The 16054-nt window shown below is 37.9% G+C and carries 20 protein-coding genes; 16 read left to right on the top strand and 4 right to left on the bottom strand.

Translation table 11 applies throughout. The features are described from left to right. Positions 1-7: 7 nt before the first annotated feature. Positions 8-169 (bottom strand): hypothetical protein, encoded by a 162-nt coding sequence (locus AS180_RS22850; RefSeq protein ID WP_156413469.1) that lies wholly within the window; start codon positions 167-169, stop codon positions 8-10. A gap of 123 nt (positions 170-292) precedes the next feature. After that, positions 293-1093: an NAD kinase gene (locus AS180_RS18890; protein WP_025908919.1), complete on the bottom strand. Its 801-nt coding sequence runs from the start codon at positions 1091-1093 to the stop codon at positions 293-295. A 158-nt stretch (positions 1094-1251) separates the two neighbouring features. Here AS180_RS18890 and sppA point away from each other — a divergent pair, with 158 nt between their 5' ends. From sppA to AS180_RS18930, 8 genes are all read left to right on the top strand, one after another. Continuing rightward, on the top strand, positions 1252-2265 hold the full coding sequence (gene sppA / locus AS180_RS18895; RefSeq protein WP_025908920.1) for a signal peptide peptidase SppA: 1014 nt from the start codon (positions 1252-1254) through the stop codon (positions 2263-2265). Between the two features lie 13 nt (positions 2266-2278). Beyond that, entirely contained in the window at positions 2279-2782 is a 504-nt protein-coding gene (locus AS180_RS18900) for an RDD family protein (protein ID WP_025908921.1), read from the top strand. Positions 2783-2870: 88 nt separating this feature from the next. Continuing rightward, a complete protein-coding gene (locus AS180_RS18905) occupies positions 2871-3560 on the top strand; it encodes a DUF2953 domain-containing protein (protein WP_226372997.1) in 690 nt (229 codons plus the stop codon). Positions 3561-3573: 13 nt separating this feature from the next. Then, a complete protein-coding gene (gene ytfJ / locus AS180_RS18910; RefSeq protein ID WP_062687306.1) occupies positions 3574-4032 on the top strand; it encodes a GerW family sporulation protein in 459 nt (152 codons plus the stop codon). A gap of 132 nt (positions 4033-4164) precedes the next feature. Next, positions 4165-4665, top strand: coding sequence for a thiol peroxidase (gene tpx / locus AS180_RS18915; protein WP_061785770.1), 501 nt, complete (start codon positions 4165-4167; stop codon positions 4663-4665). 161 nt (positions 4666-4826) lie between these two features. Continuing rightward, complete coding sequence (locus AS180_RS18920) at positions 4827-5816, top strand: class I SAM-dependent methyltransferase (protein ID WP_082636417.1); 990 nt, start codon at positions 4827-4829, stop codon at positions 5814-5816. Between the two features lie 199 nt (positions 5817-6015). Next, on the top strand, positions 6016-7206 hold the full coding sequence (locus AS180_RS18925) for an acetate kinase (protein ID WP_062687308.1): 1191 nt from the start codon (positions 6016-6018) through the stop codon (positions 7204-7206). Positions 7207-7326: 120 nt separating this feature from the next. After that, positions 7327-8175, top strand: coding sequence for an EcsC family protein (locus AS180_RS18930; RefSeq protein WP_025908927.1), 849 nt, complete (start codon positions 7327-7329; stop codon positions 8173-8175). Between the two features lie 26 nt (positions 8176-8201). Here AS180_RS18930 and AS180_RS22855 read toward each other — a convergent pair whose 3' ends face one another. Then, entirely contained in the window at positions 8202-8360 is a 159-nt protein-coding gene (locus AS180_RS22855) for a hypothetical protein (protein WP_156413513.1), read from the bottom strand. An 82-nt stretch (positions 8361-8442) separates the two neighbouring features. Then, positions 8443-8757, bottom strand: coding sequence for a hypothetical protein (locus tag AS180_RS18935; RefSeq protein ID WP_025908928.1), 315 nt, complete (start codon positions 8755-8757; stop codon positions 8443-8445). Between the two features lie 314 nt (positions 8758-9071). On the opposite strand from AS180_RS18935, the gene AS180_RS18940 reads away from it, so the two are divergent. The 8 genes from AS180_RS18940 to AS180_RS22860 all read left to right on the top strand — a co-directional run. Then, positions 9072-10280 (top strand): argininosuccinate synthase, encoded by a 1209-nt coding sequence (locus AS180_RS18940; protein ID WP_025908929.1) that lies wholly within the window; start codon positions 9072-9074, stop codon positions 10278-10280. Then, positions 10277-11665, top strand: a complete 1389-nt coding sequence (gene argH, locus AS180_RS18945) for an argininosuccinate lyase (RefSeq protein WP_025908930.1) — start codon at positions 10277-10279, stop codon at positions 11663-11665. The genes AS180_RS18940 and argH overlap by 4 nt, the downstream gene beginning before the upstream one ends. A 153-nt stretch (positions 11666-11818) precedes the next feature. Further along, positions 11819-11989, top strand: a complete 171-nt coding sequence (locus AS180_RS23345) for a hypothetical protein (protein WP_169799852.1) — start codon at positions 11819-11821, stop codon at positions 11987-11989. A 117-nt stretch (positions 11990-12106) separates the two neighbouring features. After that, positions 12107-13228 carry an alanine dehydrogenase gene (ald, locus tag AS180_RS18950; protein WP_025908931.1) on the top strand — a complete coding sequence of 374 codons (1122 nt, stop codon included), beginning with the start codon at positions 12107-12109 and terminating at the stop codon, positions 13226-13228. Positions 13229-13325: 97 nt separating this feature from the next. Next, positions 13326-14006 carry a metal-dependent hydrolase gene (locus AS180_RS18955; protein ID WP_025908932.1) on the top strand — a complete coding sequence of 227 codons (681 nt, stop codon included), beginning with the start codon at positions 13326-13328 and terminating at the stop codon, positions 14004-14006. A gap of 90 nt (positions 14007-14096) precedes the next feature. After that, on the top strand, positions 14097-14336 hold the full coding sequence (locus AS180_RS18960) for a hypothetical protein (protein WP_226372998.1): 240 nt from the start codon (positions 14097-14099) through the stop codon (positions 14334-14336). 88 nt (positions 14337-14424) lie between these two features. Beyond that, on the top strand, positions 14425-15741 hold the full coding sequence (locus AS180_RS18965) for a CBS domain-containing protein (RefSeq protein WP_025908934.1): 1317 nt from the start codon (positions 14425-14427) through the stop codon (positions 15739-15741). Positions 15742-15853: 112 nt separating this feature from the next. Beyond that, on the top strand, positions 15854-16054 hold a 201-nt coding region (locus tag AS180_RS22860), incomplete at its 3' end, for a hypothetical protein (RefSeq protein WP_139109233.1).

Here is a 16054-nt window from a genome sequence, read left to right on the forward strand (position 1 = left end):
ACGAACACTAGCTGTTCCAATCTTTTTGGTTTGTCTGAACACGTTCGTTCCATTGCGCTACGGCCACTCGCTTTCCGCGGGGAGGAACCTGAGCTTCCTCGCTGCGCTGCGGGATCTCCGTTTTCCCTCTCTTTCCCGCAGGAGTCGAGTGTCCTACGCTCCATTCCACCCTGTTTCCAACATTGTTTTCACAATCAACAAAAAACCTGAACGATTAAAAGTGAGAAACTCTCAATCGTTCAGGTTTATCATTGGCTGAATTACTTATGTCCCAGCCTCTTTAAAATAGTACTTATAAGAATGTACGCTGTACGCGTTGCCAAAATGAATTATCTTTTAATTTTACAGTTTTAACTTGGCGATCACTTAGACGAACTTGGATTTGATCTACGTGTTTTGTACTGATTGCTTCGTTATCTAAGCCGATAACAGGGTAATGGCTGTTATCGTTTGAGAGCTTTAGGGTTAACGTGTGCTCATTGCTTAAAATAAAAGAAGATCCAAGCGTACGATAATTGTTATTGTTTAAAGATGCAAGTTCGCTGATTTGTATACACGGTAAAAGTGGATCAACGACGGCACCGTTAACTGATTTATTATAAGCTGTACTTCCTGTTGGTGTCGAAATAACCATACCATCGCCACGGAATGTCTCAAAATGATTCTCGTTAATAAATACGTCCATTGTAAACGTTTTTATTAATGCGGATCGCACAAGACATTCATTTAGTGAATGGAATGTCGTCTCTTGATCAATGGTTGTTTCTAATACGGGAAAGCGCCTTACCTCAATATTTTCGGAAGTGATAGCGTCAATCATTTTTTCTTTTTCATTAATATGGAAATCACAGTAGAAGTTTAGCTGCTCGGATGTTGCTACCCCTGCATACAAGCAGTCATCTCTAAAACCTGTTTGACGGACAGCCTGTAAAAAAGCACCGTCATCTCCAATGCTTACAATAATATTTGCCTCTTTCGATTGCTCTACTACCGTAAAATCATACTTAACCGCTAACTCTTGTAAAGGTTTTACTGCGGCATTTGTTTCTTTATTTCTAGGATGAAAGAAATAAACATTACGACGATTTGACATATGTAGTTCCCCCTTGTTTCCCCGTCTTTGATGTAAAAAAATAGTATAAAAGTAAACTTTATTACAAAAGTTTGTTACAATAATTATATCACTATTAAAACACAAATTGAAAGATTATTCTTTCAATTTGTAATCAGGATTAATTTAGGAGGGTTTTCATGAATACGAAAAGGTGGGTAGCACTCGCCATCGCAGTTGGTGTATTTATTATTTCAATACTAGTAAACACAGTTTCAACTTTTATTTTTGCTAGTGATGAGGAAACGGGCGTTGCTGGGTTCTTTGGCGGAAGTGCTAGCGAGCTAACTGAAATGGTTATTGAAGAGGGTGCGTCTCTTAATAAGATTGCTGTTTTAGAAGTAAACGGAACGATTCAAGATACAGGAGATAGTACATCATTATTTTCGCAAGGTGGCTATAATCACGAGCTGTTTTTAGAACAACTTGATGCAGCTAAAGATGATGACATGGTCAAAGGAATTATCATAAAGGTTAATTCACCAGGGGGTGGAGTAGTAGAAAGCGCTCAAATACATAAAAAAATGGAAGAGATTCAAGCTGATACGAAAAAACCTATCTATATTTCAATGGGCTCAATGGCTGCATCTGGTGGATATTACATCTCGACATCAGCTGATAAAATTTATGCAACTCCAGATACGTTAACAGGTTCACTCGGTGTTATTATGCAAAGCGTAAACTACGGAGAACTCGCTGAGCGTCTTGGAGTAAAAGACGTGACAATAAAAAGTGGTGAGCATAAGGATATTATGTCACCTACGAGAGATATGACTGAAGAAGAGCGTCAAATTATGCAAAAGCTTATTGATAACTCATACAGTGGCTTTGTTGATGTCATCTCGAAAGGGCGCAACTTATCTGAAAGTAAGGTGCGTGAAATTGCTGATGGGCGAATCTATGATGGTCGCCAAGCAAAAGAGTTAAAATTAGTTGATGAGCTAGGGTTCTTTGAAGACAGCTTAGTAGATATGAAAAAGCAGTATAAGCTAAAAGATGCTCAGGTTATTGAATACGAATCAGGCTTTGGCTTCCCTTCATGGCTATCCATGAGCATGAACAAGATGATGGGAAGTGACCAGCAGCTATCTTCTGTTTTGAAATCATTAGCTGAGCCAAATTCTCCTCGTATGATGTATCTATATCAAGAATAGAGGTGGATGAATAATGGAAAATAACTCATATGATAAAGAAGTAGCGGGTGTTGAACATTCATCACCTTTAGAAGATAGAGTAGTAAACCCTTCTGTAGTTGAAAATCGATATGCTGGGTTTTGGATGCGTTTTTGGGCATACCTCCTTGATATCATTGTAGTGGGAAGTATAAATGGTATTATTGTAAAACCAATTTTTAAAGCATTTGATTTTGCTCAAGTTGATCAATTATTTTCACCGTTTTGGTTCATTACAGCACTGACGTTTTATGGCTATTTCATTTTAATGACCAAGTTCTTTGGTCAAACATTAGGAAAGATGGTTTTTGGCTTAAAGGTAGTCTCATTAAATGGAACGCCGCTTAGCTGGTCAGTCGTTTTGTTCCGAGAAGGAATTGGACGTTATATTTCAAAAACGGTTCTATTTATCGGTTATATCATCGTTGCCTTTTTACCTAAAAAGCAAGGTGCACATGACTATTTTGCAGAAACTGCAGTAGTGCATGAAATAAAATAATATAGAAGGCCTCTACTCGTTGAGTGGAGGCCTTTCTTGTTAGGTTTAACTTCATGATATATGGGACATAATAGAAGGGGAAAAAGGAGTGAAGAAAGTGATATGGGTGTCATGGATTATCGCAATACTACTTGTCCTTGTGTTTATAGTGATAGTTACGAAGATTACGGTATATATTGACTTACGACATGCCAAGGATAACGATTATTATCGCGTGACGTTTATGGCGTGGTTTAAGCTCATTCGCTATACATATGAAATACCAGTGGTAAAGGTTCAAAAAGACTCCAATACCCTGCTTGTCGAAGAAAAAAGCGGAGCGGGAGAAAATACAAATAAAGATAAATGGAAAGACTACTCCATGGAAGACGTTCTCAATCTTCTGGAAGATGTAAAGCAATTTTTAGAACATGTTGTTGGCCTTCATACCATTATTCGGAAGTTTTTAAGTCATATAGCAGTGAGAAATTTAAAATGGCATACACGAGTAGGTCTAGGTGACGCTGCTCTCAGCGCTATTTTAGTGGGTGTTGTATGGTCTGCAAAAAGTGGTTTTGTTCATCTGCTTGATCAATACATGAGGCTAAAAGATCCTCCTAGGATGACGGTAGTGCCAGCCTTTCAAAAGATGTGGTCTGAAACCATCTTTCAATGCATAATTTCATTCCGATTAGGACAAGCTATATTAGTAGGTTTACGTTTAGTTAAGCACTGGCGCAAGATACCTCGCTTTTATAAGCCTGAAAGCGAAAGCAAAGCGCATTCTGTTAAAACATAAGGAGGTTACTTGAATGGGAGAACATCCAATTAAGAGTCTAATGTCTACAGCAATGGAAAATTTAAAAGAAATGATTGACGTCAATACAATCATCGGAGACCCAGTAGAAACACCGGATGGAAGTGTTATTTTAACGGTATCAAAGGTAGGGTTTGGTTTTGCAGCAGGAGGAAGTGAATTTAATGGAGAAGGACACAAGTCATCTTCACAACAAGGTGGTCAATCAGCTGATTCGAGTCATCCCTTTGGTGGAGGAAGTGGTGGAGGAGTATCGATTACGCCAATTGCTTTCTTGATTGTTAGCTCAGCTGGAATTAAAATGCTTCATTTAAATGAAAGCACGCACTTATACGAGAAGATCCTAGACACTGCACCTCAAGCAATCGAACGCATGCAGCATATGTTTAAAAAAAATCGTCATGACCAAGAAAATCATGATCGCAATGATAGTAATGATTCATTTAATCTATAAGCTACAAGCTCTCGTTACATGATTATAAAAACGAGGGCTTTTTTTATATGGGGAAAACGCATTTAATTGCAATCTTTTTACATAGGCGCTAATATGAAGGATGTACATATTTATTTAGGGGAGGAATCATTCGTGACAACAGTTAAGTTTAAAGGTAACGATGTAACACTACTAGGGAATCAAGTAAAGGTAGGAGACAAAGCGCCTAATTTTACGGTTCTTGCAAACGATTTGTCAGAAGTAACGTTAGATGACACAAAAGGTTCAGTGCGTCTAATTAGTGTAGTTCCTTCTATTGATACAGGTGTTTGTGATGCACAAACACGCCGCTTCAATGAAGAAGCATCAAAGCTAGACAATGTGAAAGTATTAACAGTAAGCGTTGATTTGCCGTTTGCACAAAAGCGCTGGTGCGGTTCAAATGGTATTGAAAACGTACAAACTGTATCTGATCACCGCGATTTATCTTTTGGTGAAGCATTTGGCGTAGCTATCAAAGAACTACGTTTATTAGCTCGTTCTGTATTTGTGGTAAACTCAAACGACGAAGTAACATACGTTGAGTATCTACCAGAAGTTACGGATCATCCAAACTATGAAGCAGCAATCGAAGCAGCAAAAGCAGCTAAGTAATTGCACATGTTTTAGACAAAGAAGGCGGAAAACATTGTTTTTCGCCTTCTTTGTGTGGCATGAACTATTTGTGATAAAATAAAATTCTTTGTTAGAGTTCTATATAAAGCGTTGTAATGAAAAATAGATTAATAAATGGAAATGTTCAAGGAGGAATAGATGTGAGCGAGTTATCAAAAATGGAGCAGCTGTTTAAGGTTATTGACCAGAGTGCAGTCATTTTACGAAAAGAGCTAAACTGCTTATATTTAGAAGCAGTTGCTGAAACAGGTGAAAATTTATTTCAAGAAGACATCTTACAAGATGAATTAGATGAAGTAACGAAAAAAAGGTTACAAAAAGAATATAGTTCTGTAAAACTGAATCAATTTGAGCAAGAGACAATTCGAAAAGCATATCAATTAGCAGTTTTAAAAGGAATGAAAGAAGCGATTCAGCCAAATCATCAAATGACACCTGATGCGGTAGGGTTATTTATGGGTTATGTCGTTGGTAAGTTTATGGAAGGGAATCAGAGCTATACGATACTAGATCCAGCAGTAGGAGCAGGGAATTTAATTACGACGATTTTAAATATGCATTCACATTCAATTGAACAAGTGTATGGCGTTGATATTGACGACTTATTGCTTCAGTTAACCTATGTAAATGCAAACCTTCAAAAGCACGGTGTAGAGTTATTTCATCAAGATAGTTTACAGCCGCTATTTATTGATCCTGTTGACCTTGTGATTTGTGATTTACCGGTAGGCTATTATCCAAATGATGAAGGTGCTGCCCAATATAAAGTAAAGTCAGAAGAAGGGCATACGTATGCTCATCATTTATTTATTGAAAAAAGCTTAAACCACGTTAAACCAGGTGGATATGTAGTCACGCTGATTCCAAACAATCTATTTGATTCTGAGCAATCTCATCTTCTACAGGCGTTGCTAAAAGAAGAAGCGATTGTACAAGCAATCATTCAGCTTCCGTTATCGATGTTTAAGCAGGAAGAAGCAGCAAAAAGCATTCTGGTTTTACAGAAAAAGGGTGAGGGGGTAACTCCACCAGAGAACGCACTTCTTGTAAATTTACCAAAGTTTAGTAACAAGCAAGGCATGAACAATATTATGAGTCAAATGAATGAATGGTTTAAATTGAATAAATAATTTATCTTTTTAGAAAATAATGATTTTTTATGATGGCGCTTTTAATCGTGCATAGCCCTTGAAATCTATAGTGGTGAATGATTAAATGAATAAGGATAGAATTTGTGTCGAAATGCATAGAATATTGTAGAGAATATCGTTTTGTACTTTTTCGTCAAGTTCATAATGCACGTATATAAAAAGGAGCTGTTTTTAGTATATGTTAAAAATTATTGCAATTAATGCTGGTAGCTCATCTTTAAAGTTCCAGCTGTTTGAAATGCCAAGCGAAGCAGTTTTAACAAAAGGTTTAGTAGAGCGTATCGGTTTAGACGATGCCGTTTTCACTATTTCAGTAAATGGTGAAAAACAAACAGAAGTAAGAGAAATTCCAGACCACTCTGTAGCAGTTCAAATCTTAGTAGACAAGCTATTGTCTCAAGGTATTATTGAGTCATACGATGAGATTACAGGCGTTGGACACCGCGTTGTTCACGGTGGAGAGAAGTTTGCTGATTCTGTGTTAATTACGGATAAAACACTAGCTGAAATTGAAGCATTATCAGATTTAGCACCTCTTCATAACCCAGCTAACGTTGTTGGTATTAAAGCATTCCAAGCAATCTTACCAAACATTCCGGCAGTTGCAGTGTTCGATACGGCATTCCATCAAACAATGCCTGAAAAATCATTCTTATACAGCTTACCGTATGAATACTATGAAGACTATGGTGTTCGTAAATACGGTTTCCACGGTACATCACATAAATATGTATCAGAGCGTGCAGCTGAACTATTAGGTCGTCCAGTTGAACAACTACGTTTAATTTCTTGTCATTTAGGTAACGGTGCAAGTATCGCAGCAATCGAAGGTGGAAAATCAATTGATACATCAATGGGCTTCACGCCGTTAGCTGGTGTAGCAATGGGAACTCGTTCTGGTAACATTGACCCTGCGTTAATTCCATTCATCATGGAGAAAACAGGAAAAACTGCAGACGAAGTGCTAAATGTGTTGAATAAAGAAAGTGGTTTACTTGGTATATCAGGTATCTCAAGTGACTTACGTGACTTAATTAAAGCAAGTGGCGAAGGAAACGACCGCGCAGAAACAGCTCTTGAAGTGTTTGCTGGTCGTATTCATAAGTACATTGGCTCTTATGCAGCTCGTATGTCTGGTGTAGATGCAATTATCTTCACTGCAGGTATCGGTGAGAACAGTGATGTTGTACGTGCTCGTGTACTTCGTGGCTTAGAATTTATGGGCGTATATTGGGACCCAGCATTAAACGGTGTTCAAGGAGAAGAAGCGTTTATTAGCTATCCTCACTCTCCAGTAAAGGTTCTTGTCATTCCGACAAATGAAGAAGTAATGATTGCTCGCGACGTAGTTCGCTTAGCAAATATTTAATAGCATGTAAAAAGCTAGCGTCTTTCGCTAGCTTTTTTTGTTTTATGAAAATAGGTGTCTTTTTAAACATTTGTTATAATGGAAACAAATTCTATTACTTATCTTTGAAGGAGTGAAAGCATGAGTCTAACCAATCGAGAAGAGCAGTTGCTACACGAAATTCGGGAGTGGGAACAAACATTGGATGAATATGATCAAAGTCAGATTGAGATTACATATGATGAATGGTTACATAAAGCAGTTGGCCTTGTACCTGAGCATATTTTACAAGAGTATTTAGCGAAAACAGATGATTTTATGTTTCATTTTACATCCTTTATTCAAAATACGGATATTCAGATACAAGCTGAAAAACAGATTATTAATACAGCACGCGTATTTCAACCAGATATTACAGGTATACCAGAACTTCAATCACTACAAATTGATCAACTATCTTACATTTGTGATCAACAGCTAGCAAAACAGAGGCTTTATGCATTGGGACAAGGCGCTTTATCTGGTACGGGGAAAGCTCTACTAGTAGGTACAGATATTCCAGCTTTGTTATTTATTAATTTACAATCGATTCAAAAAGCAGCCATGAGCTACGGTTATAATATCCATACACCGTTTGAACTTATGATGACGTTAAAAGTATTTCATACGGCTTTGCTGCCACCTGAATTGCAAAAGACAGGGTGGCTTGAATTGACAGAGGAAATCGAACATGGTGTCGACCCTTATTTTTATGAAGGTAGAGATCAGGTGGTAACTGAGTCGCTTGTTTATAAAGCTATTGTTCAGATTGTTAAAAGCTTTCTTATAGTCATCTTAAAGCGTAAGGCATACGGTCGTATTCCTTTGCTTGGTATGGCAATTGGTGGAGGAATGAACTATACATTTACAAAGCAAGTAACAGATTATGCGAAGCGATTTTATCAATATCGTCTTTTAATAGAAAAGGTAAATAACGAGGCTGGGATATAACTACATGATTCCTTCTCAAAGACGAATCATGACATGACGTTTCGAAACAAGTGAGGTTGGAAAAACACGTTCGTTCCATTGTCGCACTTTCCGCGGGGAGGAATCTGAGCCTCCTCGCTGCGCTGTGGGGTCTCAGCCTTTCCTCTAGTTCCCGCAGGAGTCGCGTGTCTTACGCCCCATTCCACTCTTTTTTTAAACTTATTTTCCGCACCAACAAAAAACCCGAACGGTTGAGAGTTAACTGAAACACTTATGTCTCGACCTTATTTACAAATGAGTTTTGGCAGATATATCTTGGTCCGTACGATACCAAATCCACAAATCATTAATAATAGAGGCTAATTCAGCAATTTCCTCATTTAATTGGCAAGACTTCTGAAAATTATCTTCTTCTTCTAAAGCAGCCTGCTTGTTATTAATTTTCCTTTCAATTTCTGCAATTCGATCAGGAATCAAACCTCTAATTTCTTCCCACTGAATTAAAATTTCTTCTTGTAGTGCGGGAGTATATTCATTCCATGAATGTGCTAGTACAGGAATAGAAATACCCAGCCTTTTATTATATAAAAACATATTTTGCATAAATAAACGCCTCACTTGCATATGAAATCTTTGCATTAATACTCTCTTTGTTTTGTGAATAAGAACTTATGCTGTTTATGATAAAGGAAATAATAAGAAAAATCATGTGTTTTATCACTTTATATATGCAGTTTTATTTTATGATAAGAGTATATTTATCGTATAAAACAAGGTTTTTGGAAAAGTATTTGTGAATTTATATACTTTTTTTTGAATAAGTATTGAAAAAACCAAATAAAGTTGTTAAAGTAATAGTAGATTAAATGAATAAAAATTTATTGAGATGTATTTATATATATTAGGAGGAAATGTTGATGAGTAATCCGAAAATTGTTCTTGCATATTCAGGTGGTTTAGATACTTCAGTTGCTATTAAATGGTTACAGGAAAAAGGTTATGATGTTGTTGCTTGTTGTTTAGATGTAGGTGAAGGAAAAGATTTAAACTTTATTAAAGAAAAAGCTATTACAGTTGGAGCGGTAGCATCACACGTGATTGATGCCAAAGAAGAGTATGCAAATATTTATGCATTAGCTGCTCTGCAAGCTCACACATTATATGAAGGCAAATATCCATTAGTATCTGCGTTATCAAGACCGCTAATTGCAAAGAAGCTTGTTGAAGTCGCAGAGAAAGAAAATGCAGTAGCTGTGGCTCATGGTTGTACAGGAAAAGGAAATGACCAAGTTCGTTTTGAAGTTTCAATCAAAGCTTTAAACCCAGATCTAGAAGTTGTTGCACCGGTACGTGATTGGAAATGGTCTCGTGAAGAAGAAATTGAATATGCGAAGCAGCATAATATTCCAATTCCAGTTAACTTAGACAGCCCGTTTTCAATTGATCAAAATTTATGGGGAAGAAGTAACGAGTGTGGTGTTCTAGAAGATCCTTGGGCTGCTCCGCCGGAAGAAGCTTACGACTTAACTGTTGCATTAGAAGATACGCCGGATACTCCTGAAACGGTTGAAATTGAATTTGTTCAAGGTGTACCTGTTTCATTAAATGGCCAATCTTATACGTTAGCTCAGCTTATTCTTGAACTGAACGATATTGCTGGAAAGCACGGAGTTGGACGTATCGACCACGTAGAAAATCGTTTAGTTGGAATTAAGTCACGTGAAGTATATGAGTGTCCAGCTGCGATGACTCTTATCAAAGCGCATAAGGAATTAGAAGATCTAACACTTGTAAAAGAAGTGGCACATTTCAAACCAATTATTGAGAAAAAGTTAACGGAAGTTATTTATGAAGGACTTTGGTTCTCACCTTTAACAAATTCACTGTTAGCTTTCTTAAAGGATACGCAACAATATGTAAACGGAACGGTACGTGTAAAGCTGTTTAAAGGTCATGCGATTGTTGAAGGCCGTAAGTCTCCAAACTCTCTATATAACGAAAAACTTGCTACGTACACAAAAGAAGATGAATTTGACCATAACGCAGCAGTAGGATTTATCTCTTTATGGGGACTTCCAACAAAAGTTAGCAGCATGGTGAATACTAAGAAGGTGACGACAGTATGACCAAATTATGGGGAGGACGTTTTACGAAACGTCCTGAACAATGGATTGATGAATTTGGGGCATCCATTTCATTCGACCAACATTTAGTAGAAGAAGATATTGAAGGTAGCTTAGCTCATGTATCTATGCTAGAAAAATGCAAAATTCTTTCTAGTGAAGAAGCGAATCAAATTAAAGCAGGGTTACAAACCCTGCTTCAAAAAGCAAAAAATAAAGAGCTTATGTTTTCTGCTCAGTACGAAGATATTCATTTGAATCTAGAAAAGCTCTTAATCGATGAAATTGGTCCTGTAGGTGGAAAACTGCATACAGGCAGAAGCCGTAATGACCAAGTTGCAACTGATATGCACTTATATTTAAAGAAGCATGTGCAGCAAATCATCCAACTGACAAAGCATTTACAGCATGTGTTAGTTGAAAAAGCTGATCAGCATGTTGAAACAATCTTTCCTGGCTACACGCATCTACAAAGAGCGCAGCCTGTATCGTTTGCTCATCACTTACTAGCGTATGTATCAATGTTTAAGCGTGATACTGAGCGATTTGAAGAATCGTTAAAACGCATTGATATCTCTCCCCTAGGAGCAGGAGCACTTGCTGGTACAACGTTCCCAATTGATCGTTACTATAGCGCTGAGCTGTTGGGCTTTGCCGATATTTATCAAAATAGTATGGATGCAGTAAGTGATCGCGACTTTATTTTAGAATTTTTGAGCAATAGCTCAATTTTGATGATGCACTTATCTCGTTTCTGCGAAGAGTTAATTTTATGGTCGAGTCAAGAATTCCAGTTTATTGAAATGGATGACACATATGCTACAGGAAGCAGTATTATGCCACAAAAGAAAAACCCTGATATGGCTGAGCTAATCCGTGGAAAAACAGGAAGAGTCTATGGACATCTCTTTAGCTTGTTAACAGTGTTGAAAGGTACGCCTCTAACATACAACAAAGATTTACAAGAAGACAAAGAGGGTATGTTTGATACAGTTACAACGATTGAGGGTTGCTTGACAATCTTTGCTGGAATGATTGAAACAATGACTGTTAAAACAGACGTCATGGAATCATCAACTAAAAAAGACTTTTCAAATGCAACGGAATTAGCAGACTACCTTGCTTCAAAAGGGATGCCGTTCCGTCAGGCTCATGAAGTTGTAGGTAAGCTTGTTCTAGAGTGCATTCAGCAAGGTATGTATCTAATGGATTTACCGTTAGAAAATTACCAAGCGGCAAGCGATTTATTTGAAGAGGATATCTATCACGTACTTGATCCAAAAACTGCGGTTAATCGTCGTAATAGTGCGGGTGGTACAGGTTTCGATCAGGTAAGACAAGCAATCTTAAAAGTTAAAGAGGATTTGAAGCAAGAAGTTAATGCATAAAAAATGCGCACTCACTGAAGTGCGCATTTTTTATGCTTATTTTTTGTGAAAGTGTACAGAGTCATAATCACGGTTACATCGTGCATAACTCCAACAAGTTAGAAGAAAAATAGAGGGGAATAAAACAACACGTTATATAAGGAGAGATTAACAATGAAAGAAAAAAAGAACCCTCAGCACGTTTATGAATACGATCATGAAGGAGAACAACAAACGTTTCAACAACTAATGGACTCTTACTCAAGTGGTGTAGTAGGAGATGGCTACATGGCTTCAACATTTGAAAATGTTGAAGCTAAAAGTGATAACGAACTATATGAATAAAAAGATGGATAGACTATAAATAAGGCAAAAACTCCCCACTTTATAAGCATAAGGTGGGGAGCTTATTTTACATATCATTCATATGATAAATAAACAATAAATTAAGGAGTGACAATCGTGAAAATAGGTGTTCCAAAAGAAATTAAGAATAATGAAAATCGCGTTGCTATTACACCAGCTGGCGTAACGGCATTTACAAACGCTGGTCACGAAGTATGGGTTGAAAAAAGTGCTGGTGAGGGATCTGGCTTTACGGATGAACAGTATGTAGAAGCTGGAGCGACCATTGTTGAAACAGCTCACGATGCGTGGAGTGCAGAGATGGTCATGAAAGTAAAAGAACCATTACAAGAAGAGTACGATTACTTTCGTGAAGGATTAATTTTATTTACGTACTTGCACCTTGCTGCTGAAGAAGCATTAACAAAAGCATTGATTGAAAAGAAAGTAGTAGGCATTGCGTATGAAACTGTGCAGCTACCGAATCGTACGCTTCCACTTTTGACACCAATGAGCGAAGTAGCTGGAAGGATGTCCTCGCAGATTGGGGCACAATTTCTAGAAAAAACAAAGGGTGGTAAGGGAGTTTTACTAAGTGGTGTGCCCGGTGTTCAACGAGGAAAAGTAACGATTATTGGCGGTGGAGTTGCGGGAACAAACGCTGCGAAAATTGCTGTTGGCCTAGGGGCAAATGTAACAATTATTGATTTAAATGCAGAGCGACTTCGACAATTAGACGACTTATTTGGCAAAGAAATTACAACATTAATGTCAAATCACTATAACATTGCAGAATCTGTGAAGGACTCAGACCTAGTAATTGGAGCAGTATTAATTCCAGGTGCCAAAGCTCCAAAATTAGTTACCACTTCCATGATTAAAACAATGTCTCCAGGTTCAGTTGTCGTAGACATTGCGATTGACCAAGGTGGAATCTTTGAAACAACAGACCGCATTACAACACATGATAATCCAACGTATGAAAAGCACGGTGTTTTGCACTATGCGGTAGCTAATATGCCTGGAGCTGTTCCTCGTACGTCAACCATGGCTTTAACGAACGTGACTGTTCCTTATGCGCTTCAAATTGCAACCCTAGGGTACAAGAAAGCGTGTTTGAAAAATCCACCGTTACTTCAAGGGATTAATACATTAAACGGCTTTGTGACATATGCAGCAGTAGCGGATGCACATGGATTAACGTACTCTGATGCTACAACATTGTTAGAGCAAGCATAACGGCTTTATAATAAAGAGAACGTACCCTTTTTGTTTAAATTAGTATAGAAAGGGTACGAACTAGTTAATTAGTGATAATGATAAAGGAGAGGTTATTGTGCATATTTCTTATCACGGACACTCTGTTGTGAAAATTGAAACGCAAGGGAAGACAATTTTAATTGATCCGTTTATTACAGGAAATGGAAAAACTGATTTAAATGCAGAGGATGTACAAGCAGACTATATCTTACTAACGCACGGTCATAACGATCACGTAGGAGATACAGTAGCCATTGCAAAACGAACAAATGCGCAGGTTATTGCTATTGCTGAGCTCGCTACATATTTAGGATGGAAAGGTTTAAATGTTCATCCCATGAGCATTGGAGGAGCTTATACGTTTGATTTTGGTAAAGTTAAACTCACACAAGCTTTTCATGGATCAAGCTATACGGAAGAAGAAAGCAAGCAAATTGTTTACACGGGCATGCCAGCAGGGTTGCTGCTAACAATTGAAGGAAAAACCATTTATCATGCGGGTGATACGGCGCTTTATTCTGACATGAAATTGTTAAGCGATTACCATCCAGATGTAGCATTTTTGCCGATTGGAGATAACTTTACAATGGGTCCTGAAGATGCGGCAATTGCAGCTTCATGGATAAATGCCAAATTAGTTGTTCCAATCCATTACGATACGTTCCCTGTTATTAAACAAGATCCTCATGAGTTCGTCCAATCCTTAAAAGGAATTGAAGGGAAAGTCTTACAGCCTGGAGAAGGTTTGGATTTGTAATAGAAATAGCAAGACGATGCAAATTTAGCGCGCATCGTCTTTTTTTGTGTGTACAAGCATACTATGTAAATAAAAAAGGGGGAATGTAGTGTGTTAAAGCGAAATAAAGCAATTTTATATTTGTTGTTGTGTGGTCTTATGCTTTATTATGCACAGCCTTATATTGTCATAAGCACAGAGAGCCTTCAAGGGATTTTTAGCCTTACGTGGTTAGGGTTAGCACTTCTAGTTGTAGGTGGCAATGTGTCATCACTTTTATATGCGAAAAAAGAAGAACAAAAAAAGCTTTTGCAACAAAAGCTTCGTAAGCCAATTCGTCAAAGAGGATGAGATTGAATCCAGCTCTTCCCACCTTTATAATAAAAAGAAAAGAGTAAAGCACCGAGTACGTCCGGCGTTTTAGAAGGGTGAAGTACATTTGGCGACAAAACATGAACAGATTTTACACTATATTGACTCGTTACCAATTGGTGAAAAAATATCAGTTAGGCAGATTGCAAAAGAACTGACGGTAAGCGAAGGTACTGCTTATCGAGCTATTAAAGATGCAGAAAATAAAGGATACGTTTCTACAATAGAGCGTGTTGGGACCATTCGAATCGAGCGAAAGAAAAAAGAAAATATTGAAAAGCTTACTTTTGCCGAAGTTGTAAACATTGTAGATGGACAAGTGCTGGGTGGAAGAGAAGGGTTATATAAAACGCTTAATAAATTTGTTATTGGTGCAATGAAGCTAGATGCCATGATGAGATACACAGAAGCAGGAAACCTTTTAATTGTTGGAAACCGAGTAAATGCACATGAATTGGCTTTAGAAGCAGGAGCAGCTGTTTTAATTACAGGAGGATTTGATACGGAAGATTGGGTGAAGAAGCTCGCAGATGACTTAAAACTTCCTATCATTTCTACAAGTTATGATACATTTACCGTTGCAACCATGATTAACCGTGCCATTTACGATCAATTGATCAAAAAGGAAATTGTACTGGTGGAAGATATCTTAACGCCTGCTGAAGAAGCTGTTAGCCTAAAGCTTAATGATACAATTGCTACGTGGCATAACCTTAACACAAAAACGCATCATAGCCGTTTTCCTGTAGTGGATGATCAGATGAAAGTCCACGGAATGGTGACTTCTAAAGATGTAATTGGTTATGATGCCCAAACCTCGATCGAGAAGGTAATGACGAAAAATCCAATGACGGTCCATGGTAAAACGTCGGTGGCATCTTCTGCTCATATGATGGTTTGGGAAGGTATTGAAGTTCTTCCCGTTGTTGATGACTCTCACCATTTAGAAGGAATTATCAGTCGACAGGATGTCTTAAAAGCACTTCAGATGATTCAAAGGCAACCTCAGGTTGGCGAAACAATTGACGATATTGTGACCAATCAATTCATCGATGTAAAAGATACAAAAGCTGAACCTTTTTATCGCTGTGAAGTAACGCCGCAAATGACAAACTATATGGGAACTATTTCGTACGGCGTATTTACGACAATTGTAACGGAAGCAGCAAACCGAGCGCTTCGTTCATTCAAAAAAGGTGACTTAGTTATTGAGAATATTACGATCTATTTCATTAAACCTGTACAAATTGACAGCATTGTTGAAATTCGACCGAAAGTATTGGAGTTGGGTCGAAAGTTTGGAAAGGTAGATGTTGAAGTATATAATGAGGGCGTCGTTGTTGGTAAAGCAATGCTAATGGCGCAGCTTTTAGAACGTGTATAAAGAGGCTGGGACATAAGTAATTCAGCCAATGATAAACCTGAACGATTGAGAGTTTCTCACTTTTAATCGTTCAGGTTTTTTGGTTGATTGTGAAAACAATGTTGGAAACAGGGTGGAATGGAGCGTAGGACACTCGACTCCTGCGGGAAAGAGAGGGAAAACTGAGATCCCGCAGCGCAGCGAGGAAGCTCAGGTTCCTCCCCGCGGAAAGCGAGTGGCCGTAGCGCAATGGAACGAACGTGTTCAGACAAACCAAAAAGATTGGAACAGCTATTGTTCGTCTCTTAGAAGCAATCATTTTGTTATGTCCCAA

It is taken from the genome of Priestia veravalensis (assembly GCF_001457055.1).
GTDB classification, from domain to species: domain Bacteria; phylum Bacillota; class Bacilli; order Bacillales; family Bacillaceae_H; genus Priestia; species Priestia flexa.

Bases quoted from the DNA above. Each gene is read 5' to 3' on its own strand.
- AS180_RS18930 (WP_025908927.1), top strand. From the start codon at position 7,327: ATGAGTCTAACCAATCGAGAAGAGCAGTTGCTACACGAAATTCGGGAG.
- AS180_RS18940 (WP_025908929.1), top strand. From the start codon at position 9,072: ATGAGTAATCCGAAAATTGTTCTTGCATATTCAGGTGGTTTAGATACT.
- AS180_RS18890 (WP_025908919.1), bottom strand. From the start codon at position 1,093: ATGTCAAATCGTCGTAATGTTTATTTCTTTCATCCTAGAAATAAAGAA.
- AS180_RS18900 (WP_025908921.1), top strand. From the start codon at position 2,279: ATGGAAAATAACTCATATGATAAAGAAGTAGCGGGTGTTGAACATTCA.
- AS180_RS18935 (WP_025908928.1), bottom strand. From the start codon at position 8,757: ATGCAAAATATGTTTTTATATAATAAAAGGCTGGGTATTTCTATTCCT.
- AS180_RS18925 (WP_062687308.1), top strand. From the start codon at position 6,016: ATGTTAAAAATTATTGCAATTAATGCTGGTAGCTCATCTTTAAAGTTC.
- argH (WP_025908930.1), top strand. From the start codon at position 10,277: ATGACCAAATTATGGGGAGGACGTTTTACGAAACGTCCTGAACAATGG.
- ytfJ (WP_062687306.1), top strand. From the start codon at position 3,574: ATGGGAGAACATCCAATTAAGAGTCTAATGTCTACAGCAATGGAAAAT.
- sppA (WP_025908920.1), top strand. From the start codon at position 1,252: ATGAATACGAAAAGGTGGGTAGCACTCGCCATCGCAGTTGGTGTATTT.
- AS180_RS23345 (WP_169799852.1), top strand. From the start codon at position 11,819: ATGAAAGAAAAAAAGAACCCTCAGCACGTTTATGAATACGATCATGAA.